General features: G+C 75.1%; 18 protein-coding genes. 12 read left to right on the forward strand and 6 right to left on the reverse strand.

Annotated features, from left to right (window positions below):
- The first annotated feature begins 116 nt into the window (after positions 1 to 116).
- Positions 117 to 845 carry a response regulator transcription factor gene (locus tag ACFWPT_RS30040; protein WP_380375303.1) on the forward strand — a complete coding sequence of 243 codons (729 nt, stop codon included), beginning with the start codon at positions 117 to 119 and terminating at the stop codon, positions 843 to 845.
- Positions 842 to 2,344 carry a sensor histidine kinase gene (locus tag ACFWPT_RS30045; protein ID WP_380375304.1) on the forward strand — a complete coding sequence of 501 codons (1,503 nt, stop codon included), beginning with the start codon at positions 842 to 844 and terminating at the stop codon, positions 2,342 to 2,344. Before ACFWPT_RS30040 ends, ACFWPT_RS30045 begins: the two co-directional genes overlap by 4 nt.
- On the opposite strand, the gene ACFWPT_RS30050 is transcribed toward ACFWPT_RS30045, so the two are convergent.
- Complete coding sequence (locus tag ACFWPT_RS30050) at positions 2,322 to 3,344, reverse strand: GlxA family transcriptional regulator (RefSeq protein ID WP_380485567.1); 1,023 nt, start codon at positions 3,342 to 3,344, stop codon at positions 2,322 to 2,324. The two genes, ACFWPT_RS30045 and ACFWPT_RS30050, sit on opposite strands and share 23 nt — an antisense overlap.
- 166 nt (positions 3,345 to 3,510) lie before the next feature.
- On the opposite strand from ACFWPT_RS30050, the gene ACFWPT_RS30055 reads away from it, so the two are divergent.
- Positions 3,511 to 4,101 carry an isochorismatase family protein gene (locus ACFWPT_RS30055; RefSeq protein ID WP_380485569.1) on the forward strand — a complete coding sequence of 197 codons (591 nt, stop codon included), beginning with the start codon at positions 3,511 to 3,513 and terminating at the stop codon, positions 4,099 to 4,101.
- Positions 4,102 to 4,152: 51 nt separating this feature from the next.
- On the opposite strand, the gene ACFWPT_RS30060 is transcribed toward ACFWPT_RS30055, so the two are convergent.
- A complete protein-coding gene (locus tag ACFWPT_RS30060) occupies positions 4,153 to 6,111 on the reverse strand; it encodes a glycoside hydrolase family 5 protein (RefSeq protein WP_380485571.1) in 1,959 nt (652 codons plus the stop codon).
- A gap of 145 nt (positions 6,112 to 6,256) precedes the next feature.
- On the opposite strand from ACFWPT_RS30060, the gene ACFWPT_RS30065 reads away from it, so the two are divergent.
- From ACFWPT_RS30065 to ACFWPT_RS30075, 3 genes are read left to right on the forward strand one after another with little or no spacing between them, the layout of a single operon-like run.
- Positions 6,257 to 6,781 carry a MarR family winged helix-turn-helix transcriptional regulator gene (locus ACFWPT_RS30065; RefSeq protein WP_079136105.1) on the forward strand — a complete coding sequence of 175 codons (525 nt, stop codon included), beginning with the start codon at positions 6,257 to 6,259 and terminating at the stop codon, positions 6,779 to 6,781.
- Positions 6,778 to 7,647, forward strand: a complete 870-nt coding sequence (locus ACFWPT_RS30070; protein WP_363374483.1) for an ATP-binding cassette domain-containing protein — start codon at positions 6,778 to 6,780, stop codon at positions 7,645 to 7,647. The genes ACFWPT_RS30065 and ACFWPT_RS30070 overlap by 4 nt, the downstream gene beginning before the upstream one ends.
- On the forward strand, positions 7,607 to 8,503 hold the full coding sequence (locus tag ACFWPT_RS30075; protein WP_380375311.1) for an ABC transporter permease: 897 nt from the start codon (positions 7,607 to 7,609) through the stop codon (positions 8,501 to 8,503). The genes ACFWPT_RS30070 and ACFWPT_RS30075 overlap by 41 nt, the downstream gene beginning before the upstream one ends.
- Positions 8,504 to 8,548: 45 nt before the next feature.
- Here the strand turns inward: ACFWPT_RS30075 and ACFWPT_RS30080 are convergent, their stop codons facing one another.
- Positions 8,549 to 9,319, reverse strand: a complete 771-nt coding sequence (locus tag ACFWPT_RS30080) for an alpha/beta hydrolase (RefSeq protein ID WP_380485574.1) — start codon at positions 9,317 to 9,319, stop codon at positions 8,549 to 8,551.
- 200 nt (positions 9,320 to 9,519) lie between these two features.
- On the opposite strand from ACFWPT_RS30080, the gene ACFWPT_RS30085 reads away from it, so the two are divergent.
- Positions 9,520 to 10,341, forward strand: coding sequence for a hypothetical protein (locus ACFWPT_RS30085; protein WP_063350469.1), 822 nt, complete (start codon positions 9,520 to 9,522; stop codon positions 10,339 to 10,341).
- 38 nt (positions 10,342 to 10,379) lie between these two features.
- On the opposite strand, the gene ACFWPT_RS30090 is transcribed toward ACFWPT_RS30085, so the two are convergent.
- The gene (locus ACFWPT_RS30090; RefSeq protein WP_063350470.1) at positions 10,380 to 10,733 is read right to left on the reverse strand and encodes a DUF6401 family natural product biosynthesis protein; all 354 of its coding nucleotides are present in this window, start codon (positions 10,731 to 10,733) and stop codon (positions 10,380 to 10,382) included.
- 142 nt (positions 10,734 to 10,875) lie between these two features.
- Here ACFWPT_RS30090 and ACFWPT_RS30095 point away from each other — a divergent pair, with 142 nt between their 5' ends.
- The 5 genes from ACFWPT_RS30095 (at position 10,876) to ACFWPT_RS30115 (ending at position 15,243) form a co-directional block, all read left to right on the forward strand.
- On the forward strand, positions 10,876 to 11,802 hold the full coding sequence (locus ACFWPT_RS30095; protein WP_063350471.1) for an LLM class F420-dependent oxidoreductase: 927 nt from the start codon (positions 10,876 to 10,878) through the stop codon (positions 11,800 to 11,802).
- Positions 11,803 to 11,879: 77 nt separating this feature from the next.
- The gene (locus ACFWPT_RS30100) at positions 11,880 to 12,590 is read left to right on the forward strand and encodes an AAA family ATPase (RefSeq protein WP_063350472.1); all 711 of its coding nucleotides are present in this window, start codon (positions 11,880 to 11,882) and stop codon (positions 12,588 to 12,590) included.
- A 77-nt stretch (positions 12,591 to 12,667) separates the two neighbouring features.
- Positions 12,668 to 13,666: a zinc metalloprotease gene (locus ACFWPT_RS30105; protein ID WP_380485577.1), complete on the forward strand. Its 999-nt coding sequence runs from the start codon at positions 12,668 to 12,670 to the stop codon at positions 13,664 to 13,666.
- A 221-nt stretch (positions 13,667 to 13,887) separates the two neighbouring features.
- Positions 13,888 to 14,343 (forward strand): universal stress protein, encoded by a 456-nt coding sequence (locus tag ACFWPT_RS30110; RefSeq protein WP_380375316.1) that lies wholly within the window; start codon positions 13,888 to 13,890, stop codon positions 14,341 to 14,343.
- Between the two features lie 42 nt (positions 14,344 to 14,385).
- Entirely contained in the window at positions 14,386 to 15,243 is an 858-nt protein-coding gene (locus ACFWPT_RS30115) for a DNA-formamidopyrimidine glycosylase family protein (protein ID WP_380427714.1), read from the forward strand.
- Here ACFWPT_RS30115 and ACFWPT_RS30120 read toward each other — a convergent pair.
- Together ACFWPT_RS30120 and ACFWPT_RS30125 are read right to left on the reverse strand one after the other, a co-directional pair.
- Positions 15,191 to 15,826 (reverse strand): uridine kinase, encoded by a 636-nt coding sequence (locus ACFWPT_RS30120; protein WP_380485579.1) that lies wholly within the window; start codon positions 15,824 to 15,826, stop codon positions 15,191 to 15,193. The two genes, ACFWPT_RS30115 and ACFWPT_RS30120, sit on opposite strands and share 53 nt — an antisense overlap.
- Positions 15,827 to 15,876: 50 nt before the next feature.
- Positions 15,877 to 17,169 (reverse strand): PQQ-binding-like beta-propeller repeat protein, encoded by a 1,293-nt coding sequence (locus tag ACFWPT_RS30125; protein WP_380485581.1) that lies wholly within the window; start codon positions 17,167 to 17,169, stop codon positions 15,877 to 15,879.
- Between the last annotated feature and the right edge of the window lie 13 nt (positions 17,170 to 17,182).

Consider the following 17,182-nt stretch of genomic DNA (forward strand, 5'->3'; position numbering starts at 1 on the left):
GTCGCCGCAGGTCAGGGCGGGTGGAGCGGGTTCTGCGGGCGACTGCCGGTCTCAGGGCTTTCTCATCGCGGTGGGCCAGGATGAAGGCGGCCGACCGCCTGCACCCAGGGAGCACCATGGACGACACCGCCGAGCGGGGCGCCGACCGGCAGGACTGGCGGGTCCTGGTCGTCGACGACGAACCGGACCTGGTGGAGGTGGTCTGCGGCGCGGTCCGCTACGAGGGCTGGCAGGCACGGGGCGAGACCACCGGTCTGGCCGCCGTCCGGGCGGCGGCGCACTGGCGCCCGGACGCCGTGGTGCTCGACATGATGCTGCCCGACCTCGACGGCATGGAGGTGCTGCGCCGCATCCACGCCGAGCGGCCCGAGGTGCGGGTGCTCTTCCTCACCGCCCGGGACGCCGTCGAGGACCGGATCGCGGGCATCGCGGCGGGCGGCGACGACTACGTGACCAAGCCGTTCAGCCTGGCCGAGGTGGTGGTCCGGCTGCGCGGGCTGCTGCGCCGGGCCGCCCCGCCGGGGGTCGCGGGGCAGCCGCCCGCACACGCCCTGGTGCTCGGCGACCTCGTCCTCGACGAGCGGGCCCGTGAGGTCACCCGGGCCGGCGAGGTGGTCGACCTCAGCCCGACCGAGTACGCGCTGCTCGCCCACCTGATGCACCACCCGCGGCAGGTGCTCAGCAAGGCGCAGATCCTGGACGCCGTCTGGTCGTACGACTTCGGCGGGCAGGCGCACGTCGTCGAGCTGTACATCAGCTATCTGCGCAAGAAGCTGGACGCGGGCCGGACGCCGATGATCCACACGGTGCGCGGCGCCGGGTACCTGATCAAGGCGGCCCCGTGACCGGCCGGCCCACGACGGACGGCCTGGTCACGGGCGCCGCCAGGGCGCGCCGCCGAGCCGCCCGGCTGGTGCCGCGGACGCTGCGGGCCCGGCTGATCGCCGGCCTGCTGGTGCTGCTGGTGGTGACCTGCGCCGCGGTCGGCCTCGCCACCACGGCGGCGCTGCGCCACTTCCTGGTGGACCGCCTGGACCAGCAGCTCGCCGACGCCGGCGGGCGCTACGCCGCCAGCCTGGAGCACGCCGGCCAGGGCGGCGGCACCGACACCCGGGCGCAGACCCCCGGCACCCTGGGCGCCCGGCTGCTGGACGGCCGGGTCACCGCGGCGGGCGTGGTCGACGGGGACGCCGACGACGCCAACGGCCCCAGCGCCGACGACCGGCTGGTGTTCTCGCCGGCCGAGCAGCGGGCCCTCGCCGCCCTGCCGGTCGGCGGGCCGGCCCGCACCGTCGACCTGGGCCGCGCGCAGGGCCACTACCGGGTGCGCGCGGTGGCCGGCCGGGACGGCGACGTGCTGGTCAGCGGACTGCCGCTGCGCCCGGCCGAGGACACCGTGGACCGGCTGGCGACCCTGGAGCTGACCGTCTTCGCGATCGCCGTCGCCGGGGCGGGGGCGGCCGGGGCGGTCTGGGTCGGCTGGTCGCTGCGTCCGCTGCGGCGGGTGGTGGGCACGGCCGAGCGGGTCGCCGCGCTGCCGCTCGCCAGCGGCGCCGTCACGCTGGCCGAACGCGTCCCGGACGACGATCCGCGGACGGAGGTCGGCCGGGTCGGCGCGGCGCTCAACCGGATGCTCGGGCACGTGGGCGACGCGCTGGCCCGCCGGCACGCGGTGGAGGAGCGGTTGCGGGCGTTCGCGGCCGACGCCAGCCACGAGCTGCGTACCCCCGTGGCGGCGGTCCGAGGCCACGCCGAACTCGCGCTGCGCCACCCGGGCGCGGTGCCCGGGCCGGTCCGGCACTCGCTGGAGCGGATCGACGCGGAGGCGGTGCGGATGGGCGCGATCGTCGAGGACCTGCTGCTGCTCGCCCGGCTGGACGCGGGCCGGCCGCTGGCCGACGCGGAGGTCGACCTGACCCGGATCGCGCTGAACGCGGTGGCCGACGCCCGGGCTGCCGGGCCCGGGCACCGCTGGCGCCTGGCGCTGCCCGAGGAGCCGGTGCTGGTGCGCGGGGACGCGGACCGGCTCAGCCAGGTGGTGGTCAACCTGCTGGCCAACGCCCGGACCCACACCCCGCCCGGCACCGAGGTCGAGCTGAGTCTGGAGCCGGCCGGGGCGGAGGTGCGGCTGGCCGTCGCCGACGACGGCCCGGGGATCGCGCCGGAGCTGGCGGGCCGGATGTTCGAGCGGTTCGTCCGGGGGGACCGCGCGCGCTCGCGTTCGACCGGGTCGACGGGGCTCGGCCTGTCGATCGTGCGGGCGGTGGTCCGGGCGCACGGCGGCACGGTGGACGCGGCGAGCCGGCCGGGGCGCACCGTGTTCACCGTCCGGCTGCCGCTCTGACCGGGGGCGCGGGACTGGTGGTGCGGAAGCGGTGGCGGTACTCGGTCGGGGTGGTGTCGAGCCGGCGGCGGAAGGCCCGGACCAGGGTGTCGGTGGTGCCGAACCCGCAGTCGGCGGCGACGCGTTCGAGCGTGGCATCGGTGGATTCGAGCTGGTGGCGGGCGAGTTCGACCCGGGCCGACTCGATGTAGGCGCTGGGTGTGGTGCCCAGTTCGGTCTTGAAGATCCGGGTCAACTGCCTTTCGCTGACGTGGGCGTGGGCGGCGAGGTCGGGGACGGTGAGCCGGTCGGTGAGGTTGCGCAGGACGTGGTGGCGCAGCTCCTCGACCCGCCGGGTGGTGGAGACGGGTTCCAGCGGGACGCTGAACTGGCTCTGGCCGCTGGGGCGTTTGAGGTACATCACGAGCTGGCGGGCGACCCTCAGCGCGAGCTCCTCGCCGAAGTCCTCGGCGACCAGGGCGAGGGAGAGGTCGAGGCAGGCGCTGATGCCCGCGCCGGTCCAGATGTCGCCCTCGCGGATGAAGATCGGGTCGGCGTCCACCTCGATCTCCGGGTACTCGGCGGCCAGTTGCGCGGCGGTCGACCAGTGGGTGGTGGCGCGCTTGCCGTCGAGGAGGCCGGCGGCGGCGAGCAGGTGCGCGCCGACGCAGACCGAGGCGATGCGGCGCGAGCGCCCGGCGAGGGTGCGCACCCGGTCGACCACGGCCGGGTCGGTGCGCGGGTGGACCAGGCGCGGGCCGTCCACCTCGACGGCGCCGGGCACCAGCAGGGTGTCGATGGCGCTCGCGGCGGCCTCGTCGAAGGTGAGGTCGGGCAGGATCCGCACGCCGGCGGCGGTGGTGACCGGGTCCGTGGTCGCGGCGGCGAGGACGACGCGGTAGCCGGTCGCGTCGTCGGTCTCCCGCCGGACGAGGGAGAACACCTCGGGCGGTCCGGTGACGTCGAGCAGGTCGACGCCCTCGAACAGGACGATGACGATCAGTCGTTGTACGGCGCCCACGGCCCCACCTGCGCTCTCTTCGTGCTCTCTCGATGTCGGAATCTGCAGGTTAGACGGCATTGCCGACATCCGGTGGCCGGTCGTAGCGTTCCAGGGGCCGGGCCGCCGCGGCCGTCGCGGCCGCCGCCCGCCCTTACCCGTGTACCGAACCGAAGGTGGTCCCCTCATGCCCACGACGACCCTGCGCGCCCTGAACGGCTTCGACGAGACGCCCGCCACGCTCGCCGCGTCCACGCTGATCCTGATCGACTACCAGAACACCTACGTGCGCGGCGTGATGGAGCTGGAGGGCTGGCGGGAGGCGCTCGACGCGGCCGCTGCCCTGCTCGCCCGGGCGCGCGCGGCGGGCGCCACGGTCATCCACGTGATCAACGACGGCGGCGCGGGCACCCCGTACGACGTCCGTGCCGAGATCGGGCAGATCCACCCCGCCGTGGCGCCGGTCGAGGGCGAGGTCGTGGTCGTCAAGCAGGCCCCGGACGCCTTCGCCGGCACCGGCCTGGGCGCCCTGCTCGACGAGGCTGGCCACCAGGACGTGGTGGTCGCCGGCTTCATGACCCACATGTGCGTGGCCTTCACCACCGCGGGCGCCTTCCTGCGCGGCAACCGGCCGACGGTCGTCGCCGACGCCTGCGCGACCCGCCCGCTCGCCTCGGCGGGCACCCGGGTGACCGCCGCCCAGCTGCACCGCAGCGCCCTGGCGACGATCGGCGACCTGTACGGCGTGGTCGTGGAGTCCCAGGCCGCGCTGAGCTGAACCGTTTCCGTCGGGGCCCGGCCCGTCGGCCGGGCCCCGACAGCGGCGGTGTCAGGCCAGTGGGCGGCAGAGCAGCGCGTCCGGGACGCCGGCGTGCAGCCAGCGCCAGGTGAAGGCGACCCCCGCGACGTACTCGTTCGAGGCGCACTGTCCCTTGTAGGCCCCGGGCGCCCAGTCGCTGGCCGCCGAGTCGGCGCCGGTGGCGGCCGGGGGCCGGTTGTCGCCGTGGTCGAACCAGAGCACCCGGTCGGCCGCGGCGGGCGGCGCGGCCGCGGCCGGCGCGCAGAGCAGGGCGGCCATCGCATCGGCGCGGACGCTGTAGCCGACCGCGAACCGGCCGTCCGGGCACTGGAGTTTGTTGTAGCCGGGCGCCCAGTCGCCGCCGGTGACGTAGCGCTCGTCCGTGACGGTCGTCCAGGCGTCCGGCCCGGTGGCGGGCTGCCCGGCGTCGGTGCACAGGCCGCGGCCGTCACCGCGGCCGAGGCCGATCAGGCGCTGGCCGTCCGGGCAGTTCCCCTTGCGGTTGCCGCTGCTCCAGTCGGGCAGGGCCAGCATCCGCCGGGAGGCGTTCTGGTCGGCGTGGTCGAGGTCGAGCAGGTTCCAGCGGGCGGCGGCCGGCACCGGGCCGGTGTACCCGGGGGCGGCGACCAGCCGGTTCCAGTCCGCGGCGCGCCAGTCGCCCGGGTCCTCGACGCTCAGCCGCCGGCCGGCCCGGTCGTAGTGGAGGAGCGCCCAACTGTCCTGCGGTACACCGTCGTTGTGCCACCCGACCAGCGGCCAGACGGCGAAGTCGGTGTCGTGTTCGGCCAGGATCGCGGTGAAGCGGTCGAACCAGGCCTGCTCCTTGGCGTCGGTCGGGCCCCGCCCGCCCGCGCCGAACTCGCTGATCCAGACCGGGGCGGTGAAGTGCTGCCCGGCGCGGGTGACGAAGAGCGCCTCCTCGTCGACCACGGCAGCGAGTTGACTGGGCGTCAAGTCCTGGTAGCGGGGATCGCCGGTGGCGCCCGGACCGCTGCCCGCACCGGTGTTGGCCGAGCCGGTGTACCCGTAGAAGTGCGCCGAGTAGACCAGTTTGCCCGAGTCGATCAGGGTGTGGGAGAGCGTGGCCACCGGCTTGAGCATCGGACGGCCGTGCGGCAGGCCCGCCAGCGGGACGCCCTGCCAGTTGATGCCCTCCATGATGATCAGCAGGTCGGGGTCGGCCTGGAGGATCCGGTTGCCCGCCTCCTCGAAGGCGGCGTACGCGTCGTGGCCGTCGCCCAGGCCCCAGTTGGGGTCGTCCCAGGTGTCGCGGCGGACCTCGTTGCGCAGGTCGGCGCCGACCACGCGCTTGTTGGTCCGGTACCGGTCCACCATGAACAGCCAGTCCTGCTCCCACGTCTCGGTGGACTGGCCGCTGTTCCACCGCTCGTTGCCGTCCAGGCCGCAGCAGAACCGGTACCCGGTGGTGTGGTTGTTGAGGATCACCGCGAACCCGTCGGCGGTGAGCGCCGCCACCACCGCGTCGTACACCTGCAGCGGGGTGCTGCCGCGCAGCCCGGGGTTGGCGGCGACGGCGGCGTCCGGGACGGCGGCGGTGTCCCGGATCATCGCGTCCGCGAACGGCAGTCGGACGCTGTTGAGCCCGAGGCTGTGGAAGCCCGCCGTGATCTCGGACAGCGGCGCCCGGTCGAGGCCGAGCGGCAGGTTGTACGAGACCTGGCCGGCCTGGTTGTTCGCCGGATCGGTGGTCGAGCCGCTGCCCTGCCACGTGCCCTGCGCGCCGGACCAGTTGCCGGACTTCAGCTTGAACCGGTCGCCCGACGCGTCGACGACGTACCGCCCCCGGGTGCTGAGCGGCCCCGCCCAGGAGGCCGCCAACTGCGCGCCGCTGAGCGGCACCGGGGCGGCGGTGGTGGCGCTTTCGGTGGCGATGTCCGGGGCGGCGGTAGCGGCAGTGGCCGCCGGCACAACGAGCAGCGCGGACAGCGCCGTTGCCGCGGACAGCACGCGGAGCGCGAGTCTTCTCATGAGGGTTCCCAGCGGTGAGGGTGGGTGGGTGTCCGTACACGGTCACCCGGGATCCTGGCACAGCCGCGCCCCGCCCGGCAGCCCTCCGGTCCACCCCGTCCGCCCTCTGGACGAATACCTCTCACTGAGAGCTAAAATCGGAGGTATGAGTGCGACACCGGAAACGCTCACCCCCGCACCGGCCGTCGACCTTCCGACGACCCCCGATCCCGACGTGGCCGACGAACTCTCCGCCCTGCTGGTCGGCATCCAGCGCCTGGTCCGCCGCCGGCTGCGGCAGGGACTCACCGAGCCGAGGCTGCGCGGGGCCCAGATCGAACTGCTCCGCCTGGTGATGGACACCCCCGGGCTGCGGGTGTCCGACGCGGCCGAGGAGCTGTGCCTCGCCGGAAACTCGGTCTCCACCCTGGTCAACCAGCTGGTCGCGTTGCGGCTGCTGCGCCGCGAGGTGGACCCGGCCGACCGCCGGGCGGCCCTGCTGTACGCCACCGACGAGGCCGTCGAACGCCTCGCGGTCTGGCGGGCCCGGCGCGCCGCGCTGGTGGGGGAGGTGGTGGCCGGGCTGCCTGCCGACTCCCGGGCGGCCCTGGCCGCCGCGGTGCCCGCGCTGCGCGAGGTGGCGACGGGCCTGCGCACCCGACCGGGCGAGCCGGGGGAGGAGGAGCGATGACGTTCCCGGAGAACGGCGGTGACGAGGCGGTGGTCTGCCGCGGCCTGGAGTACACCTTCCACCACGGGCGCGGGAAGGGCAGCAGCACCAAGGCCGTCGACGGTGTCGACCTGACCGTGCGCACCGGCGAGGTGTTCGGCCTGCTCGGCCCCAACGGCGCGGGCAAGACCACCACGATCCGGGCGATCACCACCCTGCTGCCGGTCCGCGCCGGCATGGTGCGGGTCTTCGGCCACGACCCCGCCCGGCAGCGGATGGAGGTCCGTCGGCTGCTCGGCTACGTGCCGCAGCAGCTCTCCGCGGACGGCGGGCTGACCGGTCGGGAGAACGTCGCGCTGTTCGCCCGCGTCTTCGACGTGCCGCACGGCGAGCGCCGCGAGCGGGTCGCCCAGGCGCTGGCCGCCGTCGGCCTCGCCGAGGCGGCCGACCGGATGGCCGGCACCTACTCCGGCGGCATGGTCCGCCGGCTGGAGCTCGCCCAGGCCCTGGTCAGCGCCCCGCGCCTGCTGGTGATGGACGAGCCCACCATCGGCCTGGACCCGATCGCCCGCACCGGCGTCTGGGAGTGCGTCGAGGCGGTCCGCCAGGCCACCGGGATGACGGTGCTGGTCACCACCCACTACATGGACGAGGCCGACCGCTACTGCGACCGGATCGCCCTGATGGACCGCGGCCGGATCCGCGCGCTCGGCACCACCGAGGAGCTGAAGACCGTGGTCCGCGCGCAGGATCCGCAGCTCGCCGACCCCAGTCTGGACGACGTGTTCCGCCACTTCGCGGGCCGCGAGCTGGCCCCCGGCGAGGCCCCGGAAGGAGAGTTCAGCGATGTCCGCCGTACCCGCCGCACCGCCTCCCGCGTCGGCTGAGCCCCCGGGCCCCGCCGCCACTGCCGCCGCGACCGCGACCGCCGCCCGGCCCGACCTCGGACTGCTGCTGGTCCCCCCGCGTGCCCGCACCGGCTGGCGGCTGGTGCCCGCCCGGACGCTGGCGATGTGCACCGTCGAGCTGCAGAAGCTGCGCCACGACCGCACCGAGCTCTACACCCGGGCCGTGCAGCCCGCGCTGTGGCTGCTGATCTTCGGGGAGACCTTCACCCGGCTCAAGGCCATCCCCACCGGCGGCATCCCCTATCTGGACTTCCTGGCCCCCGGGATCATCGCCCAGTCCGCCATGTTCATCGCGATCTTCTACGGCATCATGATCATCTGGGAGCGGGACTCCGGGGTGCTCACCAAGCTGCTGGTCACCCCCACCCCGCGCGCGGCGCTGGTGACCGGCAAGGCCTTCGCCGCCGGGGTGAAGGCGGTGATCCAGGCCGTCGTCGTGGTGGTGATCGCCGCCCTGCTCGGAGTCGCGATGACCTGGAACCCGCTGCGGCTGCTCGGGGTCGTGGTCGCCGTGCTGCTCGGCTCGGCGTTCTTCTCCTGCCTCTCGATGACCATCGCCGGCATCGTGCTCACCCGTGACCGCCTGATGGGCATCGGCCAGGCGATCACCATGCCGCTCTTCTTCGGCTCCAACGCCCTCTACCCGGTGGACCTGATGCCGGGCTGGCTCCAGGTGGTCAGCCGGGCCAACCCGCTCAGCTACCAGGTCGACGCCCTGCGCGGCCTGCTGATCGGCACCCGCGCCCACCTGCCGCTCGACTTCGCCGTCCTGACCGTGGCCACCGTGCTCGGCATCACCGCGGCCTCCGCGCTCCTCGGCCGGCTGGCCCGCTGACGCCCGCGCCGCTGCGCCACCGCGCGGCCGCCGGCCCGTGCGGGGTCAGCCGCGCGGCTGACGGGGCAGGGTGAGGGTGAGGGCCTCGGGGGAGGCGGGCGGAAGGGCGAGGGCGGAGACGGTCTCGGCGGGGAGCGGGCGCAGGCCGAGCAGGGCGGTGGCCAGGCGGGTGGTGGCCCGGTGCCAGTCGGGGATGCGCTGGAGCATGGCGTGGCCGCTGCCGGTGACGGTGTAGCCGCAGACGCGGGCGCCGGCGGCCCGGCTGCGGGCGGCGAAGGCCCGGGTCTCGGCGGGCGGGGTGACCTTGTCGCGGTCGCCGTGCAGCAGCAGCACGTCCCGTCCGGCCAGTTGCTCGCACGGGTCCTCGGCCGGGCACCAGGGGGCGAGGGCGACCAGGCCGGTGACGGCCGGGTGGCCGCCGGCCCGCAGGGCCGCGCGCCCGCCCATCGAGTGCCCGATCAGGACGGTCGGCACCTCGCCCAGTTCCCGGGCCAGCTCGTCGAGGGCGGCGAGGGCGTCCAGCGCGGCGTCGGCGCGCTGCCCGTTCCAGCCCCGGTGGCGGTAGCGGACGGTGCCGACGGCCACGTCGGCGCCGGCGGTGTCCTTGGCGAGGGAGCGCAGGAAGCCGTGCATCCGCAGCAGCGGCAGGTTGACCGGGCCGGGCCGGGCGAGGTTGTGCTCCTCGCCGCCGTGCAGCACCAGGACGGCGGCGCGCGGCGCCTCGGGCCGCACCCGCCAGCGCAGTGCCGGGTGCCCGGCGGTGCTGCCGGCCGTGCTGCCGGTCGTCGTGCCGCCGTCCACCGTGTCGCTGCTCACACCCGCACCGTCCTGTCCCGTCCCGCCCCCGTCCCGTGCCCTTGAACATCACTTTACGCGGGGCGTCTACGGGCCCGTTTCACCCGGGGGGAGCAGCCCGGGGACCAGGCGCGCGCGGGCCGGGCGGGGTGCTGCTATCCACGAAGGGTGGGGGGCCGCACGCGCCGCTCGTGGCGCCGTGTCACCGAGTGGAGGACTCCGTGGCTCAGCAGCTCGCACTCTCCGTGGACTTCGGATCGGGTTTCACCGACGCCTGGTCCAAGATCGCGAAATTCGTCCCGCAGTTCATCGCCTTCCTGGCGATCCTGGTCATCGGCTGGATCGTGGCGAAGGCGATCGCCAAGGTCCTGGACCGCGTGCTGCGCAAGGTCGGCTCGGAGCGGGTCGCCGAGCGGGCCGGGATGGCCCGCCACCTGAGCGGGTCGAACTACGACATGACCGGCATCATCTGCAAGATCGTCTACTACGCGATCCTGCTGATGGTGCTGCAGCTGGCGTTCGGCGTCTTCGGCCCGAACCCGATCAGCGTGATGATCCACAGCATCGTCGCCTGGCTGCCCCGGGGCATCGTGGCGGTCGCGATCGTGGTGGTCGCGATGGCCATCGCCAACGGCGTCCGCGACATCGTGCGCAACGCGCTCGCCGGCGCCTCGTACGGCCGGACGGTCGCCACGATCGCCTGGGCGTTCATCGTCGCGCTGGGCGTGATCGCGGCGCTCGGCCAGGCCGGGATCGCCACCGCGATCACCGGACCGGTGCTGATCGCGGTGCTCGCCACGATCGCCGGTGTGCTGGTGGTGGGTGTCGGCGGCGGCCTGATCCTGCCGATGCGCCAGCGCTGGGAGCGCTGGCTGGACCACGCCGAGCAGGAGAGCGCCAAACTGCGCGGCAGCGCCTACCAGGCGGGCCGGGCGGACGTGCTGGCCAACCAGCCGGCCCGGCCGACCACCCAGGCCGCCCCGGGCACCACCCCGCCGCCGCCCGGCATCGACCCGGGCCGCCCGGGCGACCAGCCGAGCTAGGGCGGGCGTGTCCTGGGTCGTGGCGACCCGCAGCGGGTTCAGGCCCGCAGCAGGCCCTGCTCGCGCACCAGCCAGCAGATCGCGGTCAGCCGGTGCACCGCGTAGTCGTACCCCACCGGTTCCCGCCAGCCGATCTCGGTGAGCGCGTCCAGGAAGCCGAGCGCGTAGTCCGACAGTTCCTCACGGTCCAGGGGCCGGGGCGCCAGCTCCGGCCCCTGCGCGTACAGCAGCTCGCGCAGCATCGCGACGTGCTGGTCGACCATCGCGACGAAGCCGGGCTCGAAGGCGAACTCGGACAGCCGGGGCGTGAACGCGGCGACGATGCCGGGCAGCGGGCAGCCGGCCGGATCGTCGGGGGAGCGCCGGAAGGACTCGTCGGGGGTGGCGAACATCCGTCCACCGTAGGCGAGCGGGTCGGCCGGACCGGCGGCTCGTGACGGTTCCGTGCTGAGACCTTGGCCACCTTCGGGAGCTTCGGCGGCTTGGCCGGTTCTCTGCACCGATCCACGGGTGGTCTGTACCAGAATGGTCCGCATGGATCTCCGCATCTTCACCGAACCGCAGCAGGGCGCGAGCTACGACACCCTCCTGACGGTCGCCCGGGCCGCCGAGGACCTGGGCGTCTTCAGTGCCTTCTTCCGCTCCGACCACTACCTGAAGATGGGCGACGTCGACGGCCTGCCCGGGCCGACCGACGCCTGGATCACCCTGGCCGGCCTCGCCCGCGACACCCGCACCATCCGCCTCGGCACCCTGATGACGGCCGCGACCTTCCGCCTGCCCGGCGTCACCGCGATCCAGGTCGCCCAGGTGGACGCGATGAGCGGCGGCCGGGTCGAGTTCGGCCTCGGCGCCGGCTGGTACGAGGCCGAGCACGCCGCCTACGGCATCCCCTTCCCGAAGGAGAAGTTCGGGCGGCTGGAGGAGCAGCTGGCGATCATCACCGGCCTGTGGAACACCAAGCTCGGCGACACCTTCGACTTCGCCGGTGAGTACTACACGCTGACCGGCTCGCCGGCCCTGCCCAAGCCGGCCCAGGACCGGATCCCGGTGCTGGTCGGCGGCCTCGGCCCGAAGCGGACCCCGGCGCTGGCCGCCCGCTTCGCCGACGAGTTCAACCTGCCGTTCGCCTCGGTGGAGGACAGTGCCGCCCAGTTCGGCCGGGTCAAGGCCGCCGTCGAGCAGGCCGGGCGCTCGGTCGGCGACCTGGTGTACTCCAACGCCCTGGTGGCCTGCGTCGGCCGCGACGACGCCGAGGTGGCCCGCCGGGCGGCCGTGATCGGCCGGGACGTGGACGAGCTGAAGGCCAACGGCCTGGCCGGCACCCCGGACGAGGTCGCGGAGAGGATCGGCCGGTACGCGGCCGTCGGCAGCGAGCGGGTCTACCTGCAGATCCTGGACCTGGACGACCTCGACCACCTGGAGCTCATCGCCTCCCGGGTCGCCCCCCAGCTCGGCTGACCCGCCCGCACGGCACGCCCTGATCCGGCACGGGCCGGCCGGGCCCGGCGATCACCGCTCTTTACTCGCTCTTGGGAATGCGTAATGCTCCAAGGGAGGGAACGGCGCGGGGAGGACCGGTGACCAGGACGAGAACGGCGGAGGCGGCGGCACCCCGGGTGCCGTCGCCTCCTGGACAGGGCCCCGCCGGCGCCCCGCAGGCCTTACGGGTGCAGCCCGGCCTGCACGACCTGCGGACCGGCCCCGCTCCGGTGGCGCTGCACTACCCCGCCGGCGACCTGCTGGTCGTCTCCGGGCTGCCCGGCAGCGGCAAGAGCACCCTGATGCGCCGCTGCGTGCGCGCCCCGCTGGTCGACTCCCAGCTGGTCCGCGAGGAGTACGCGGCCAGGCTGCCCGGCCGCCTCCCGTACGCCCTCTACCGCCCGCTGGCGCGGATCGCGCACTACCGGCGGCTGCGGCGCGCGGTGCTGGCCGGCGGGCCGCTCGCCGTCCACGACTGCGGATCGCTGTCCTGGGTGCGGCTCTGGCTGACCCGCACCGCCGCCCGGCAGGGCCGCCGGGTGCACCTGCTGCTGCTGGACGCCGAACCGGCCGAGGCGCGGGAGGGTCAGCAGAGCCGGGGGCAGAGCGTCTCCCGCTACGCCTTCCTCCGGCACCGGGCCGCCGTCGACAGGCTGCGGCGCCGGCTCACCGGGGCCGGACGGGCGCCGGAGGGCTGTGCGTCGGCCGTGGTACTCGACCGGGCCGCCGCGCGCGCCCTGCGGGAGATCGTCTTCGCCGCGTCGTAGTCTCGGCGGGTCCGCGCCGAGCCGGGCGGGCCCGGGGCGCGGCCGACAATCCGCCAACTCCCTTGTCAGGAGCGCAGATGCGCCGTACTGCCCGGGTGCGCTCGCGTACCCCCCGTCTGTTCCCCTGGGCCGCCGTGCTGGTCGCGGCCGCCGGTCTCAGCCAGCTCGCCGCCCCGGCCCCGCACTCCGCCGCCGTGACCGCGGCCTGTGCGGGGTCCGACGCCGACGCCGACGCCGCCGCCGTCGATGCCGTCGCCGCCGACGCCGCCGCCCGCAAGCCGGCCGGCAGTCAGGCCGGGCAGGACCCGAACGCCGTCACCGCCGCCGAGGCCCGGGCGATGCAGGCGGACCTCGACGACCGGCTCGCCCAGCTCTCCTCCGCCCACGCCCGGGTCGGCGCCCCGACGACGGTGCCGGTCTTCGTCCACGTGATCCACGCCGGTGACGCCGGCCGGCTCGACGGGGGCGTCGTCGCCGCCCAGATCGACCACCTCAACGCGACCTACGGCGGCCAGGGCGACGGCAACACCCCCAGCCCGTTCCACTTCGAGCTGGCCGGCACCGACTACACCGACAACGCCTCCTGGTACGACGGCATGACCCCCGGCTCCGGGACCGAGACGGGGATGAAGAACGCGCTGCGCAAGGGCGACGCGGGCACCCTCAACCTCTACACCGCCAAGCTCGGCCAGTCCCTGCTCGGTTGGTCGACCTTCCCGGGCGCCTACCGCTCGAACCCCGCCGACGACGGCGTGGTCGTCCTCGACGCCTCCCTGCCGGGCGGCGCCGCCGCCCACTACAACGAGGGCAGCAGCGCCACCCACGAGATCGGCCACTGGCTCGGCCTCTTCCACACCTTCCAGGGCGGCTGCCTGCCCCCGGGCGACTACGTGGACGACACCCCGCCCGAGCGCACCCCCGCCTACGGCTGCCCCGAGGGCCGCCGCACCTGCACCGGGCCCGGCCTGGACCCGATCCACAACTTCATGGACTACAGCTACGACTCCTGCATGAGCCAGTTCACCCCCGGCCAGGTCCAGCGGATGGCCGACTCCTGGGCCGCTTACCGGAGTTGAGCCGTCGGGGCTGGTCCGACACCCGGGCATCCTCGCAGAACCGCGGGAGCACAGAACCGTAGAACCACAGAACCGCAGAACCACAGATCGGCCAGGCCATGTGTCATCGATCTGAAGGCAAAACGCCGATCACGGCGTGGCAAATACCGACCACACGCCCGATTTGATCTATGTTCGGGGTGTCGGGACCGAGCAGGAACTGAGCGCCAAGGAGTAACGCCATGAGTGCCAACCCCCGGATCGTCGTCGGCGTGGACGGCTCGCCCGCCTCGGAGCAGGCGCTGCGCTGGGCGGTCGACTACGCACGGGCCGTCGGCGGGACCATCACCGCGATCGCCGCCTGGGAGTACCCGGCGTTCTACGGCTGGGCCGCGCCGAGCGTGCCGTCCGCCGAGGTCTTCAACCCCGAGGAACTGGCCGGCAAGACCCTCTCCGACACCGTCGTCAGGGTCGTCGGCGACGACCCGGGCGTGCGGATCAGCGAGAGCGTGATGCCCGGCAACGCCGCCCAGGCCCTGCTGGAGGCCGCCAGGGGCGCCGCGCTGCTCGTCGTCGGCAGCCGCGGCCTCGGCGGCTTCTCCGGCGTGCTGCTCGGCTCGGTCAGCCGCCACCTCACCGAGCACGCGCCCTGCCCGGTCGTCGTCGTCCGAGAGGGCCAGGTGGCCGAGGGCGAGTAGCGCGCCGCCCCGCCGGGCCGCCGTGCGGTGGAGGATGGAGACATGCCAGAAGGTGACTCCGTCTACCGCGCGGCGGCCCGGCTGCACGAGGCCCTCGCCGGGCAGGTGCTGACCAGCGCCGACCTGCGGGTGCCCGCGCACGCCACCGCCGTACTCGCCGGCCGCCGGGTGCTGGAGGTCGCCCCGCGCGGCAAGCACCTGCTCACCCGCCTCGAAGGCGGCCTCACCCTGCACACCCATTTGCGGATGGACGGCCGCTGGGAGGTCTACCGGCCCGGCGAGCGCTGGTCCGGCGGCCCCGCCTGGCAGATCCGCGCCGTCCTCGGCACCGAGCGGGGCACCGCCGTCGGCTACCGGCTGCCCGTCGTCGACCTGCTGCGCACCGCCGACGAGCAACGCGCCGTCGGCCACCTCGGCCCCGACCTGCTCGGCCCCGACTGGGACCCGGTGGAGGCCGTCCGCCGACTGCTCGCCCACCCCGGCCGCCCGCTCGCCGAGGCGCTGCTCGACCAGCGCAACCTCGCCGGCATCGGCAACGTCTACGCCGCCGAACTCTGTTACCTGGCCGGCGTCACCCCGTGGACCGAGGTGGGCCAACTCCCGCGCCCCGACCGGCTGGTGGAGCGGGCCCGGGAGCTCCTCGACGCCAACCGGCTGCGCCCCGGCCACGTCACCACCGGCGACACCCGGCGCGGCCACCAGCACTGGGTCTACGGCCGGGCCGGCCGCCCCTGCCCCCGCTGCGGCACCCTCGTCCGGACCGCCCGCCAGGGCGCGCCCCCGCAGGACCGGGTGGCGTACTGGTGCCCCTACTGCCAGCGCGGCCCGGCCCCGGCCGGTACGGGCGTCAGCTCCGCTCGACCAGGGCCGGGTGACGAGGGTCGTCCACCCGGACGGTGACGTCGGCGGCCTCGGTCGGGCCGGTCTCCGCCTCGTAGCGGGCGAAGGCGGGCAGCGTCCACTGCTGGTCGGCGGGCGTGCGGCGGGCCAGGGCGGTCGGGGTGAGCGCGAGGTGGACGGCCAGCTCCAGCGGCAGCCAGCGGCCGAGCAGCAGCGCGCCGTCCAGCAACAGCACGCCGCCGGGCGGCAGTTCGGCGTACGGGGCGCGGGTCGAGCGGTCCGTCGCCGGGTCGCGCAGCGAGGGCAGGACGCGGCCGCTGGCACCGGGCTCCAGCGGGTCCAGCACCTCGCGCAGCAGGGCGCCGTCGTCCAGCCAGAGGTCGTGGAAGGCGTCCGCGTCCTGGTGGCCGTACTCCAGCCGGATCGAGGCCGGGCGCAGGAAGCCCGCCGCCGACACCCGCAGCGCGGGGCGGCCGCGCAGCCGCAGCGGCTCCACCAGGGCGTCGGCGAGCAGGTCGGGGCGGGCGGCGGGCGCGCCGTCCATGGCGACCCGCAGCCACCGGCCGCCGGGGTCGGACAGCGCGGCGATGCGGTCGGCGAGCATTTCGGCCAGCCGGTCGGGGGAGATCGGGTGTACCTGCATCGGGCCATCCTGTCGTGCCGTCGTGCCGTCGTGGCTGTGGTGCCGGGCGGTCAGGTGAGCGGGAGGGCATGTAGGACGTCGTCGTGGCCGGCGTAGAGGTGGTTCGCGTCGACGGCGAGTGACCAGACGTCCTTGCCGGGGCCCGAGTCGAGGAACGTCCAGCGCGGTGTGCCGCTCGCGGTGTCGATCGCGCACACCCCGGCGGTCGCCGGTCCGGGGACGAACAGCGTGCCGCCGGCCACCAGCGGATGGCTGCGGCGGTCCAGCAGGAACGGCAGCCGGTAGGACCACTGCAGTGCGCCGGTGACCGCGTCGTGCCCGGTGACCAGGCCGTTGTCGCGGGCCAGGTAGACCCGCGGGCCGTCGGAGACCGCGGGCATCGCCCGCCACGACTCGCCCCGGCCGGGGGAGACCGTCCAGGCCGGCTCGCCGCCGGGGCGCAGCGCGCGGACGCCGCCGGCCCCGTCGGGGACGTAGACGTGCACCGGGCCGCCGACGCACCAACCCAGGTCCCCGGCGCCGGGGGCCGTCCACAGCTCCCGGCCGTCGGCGGTGTCCCGGACCACCAGCTCGCTGCCGTTGCCCAGGTTGCGCAGGCACGGGAGGCGGCCGCCGGGCGCGGTGACCGGGGTGAACGGCTGCTCGTTGCGGTCGGTGGGGAGGTGCCACAGCATCGAGCGGTCCGCGACCCGGACGGCGAAGAGCCGGCCGTTCGGCGTCGAGCTCTCCCGCGACCAGTCCCAGACGTAGCCGTACAGGGTGCCGTCGTCGAAGCCGGACAGCTGGACGGAGCCTTGCAGGTCGTCGGGCAGCGGCAGGCTCCAGTCGGCGGCGGGGTCGCCGAGGTGGCGGGCGTCCAGGTGGCCCGGGGAGGTGGTGAAGAGCCGGTCCGGCCCGAGCACCACCTTGCCCAGCACCTCCAGGTCGCTCGGCCAGGTCCCGCGCGGCGGGTCGAAGGTGAGCAGCCGCGCCGCCTCGCCGGTGGCCGGGTCCAGGACCTGGAGCCCGGCCCGGGACAGGAACACCGGCCGGGTCGGCGGGCCGGTCAGCCGCTCCGGGGTCATCGCCTCCGGCCCCCGGTACGTCCACAGCGGGGTCGGCCCGGACAACGCGGTCGGCTGCGGCGGCGGAGCCGGCTGGTCCGCACCCGAACGGCCGAACGCCCACACCGCCGCGCCCGCCGCCAGCACCCCGGCCCCCGCCAGCAGCCCGCGCCGGCTCAGCCGCGGCCCGTCCCCGCCCCCGCCGACCACGTCCGCGGGCTCCCGCGCGGCGCCGTCCGCCTCCCCGTCCCACTGCCACGACGTCTCGCGCACGGGCCCCTCGGACGACGGCGACTGCATACCGGCTCCCACC

Origin of the sequence: Kitasatospora sp. NPDC058478, from assembly GCF_042720345.1 — a bacterium.
In the GTDB taxonomy this organism is placed as follows: domain Bacteria; phylum Actinomycetota; class Actinomycetes; order Streptomycetales; family Streptomycetaceae; genus Kitasatospora.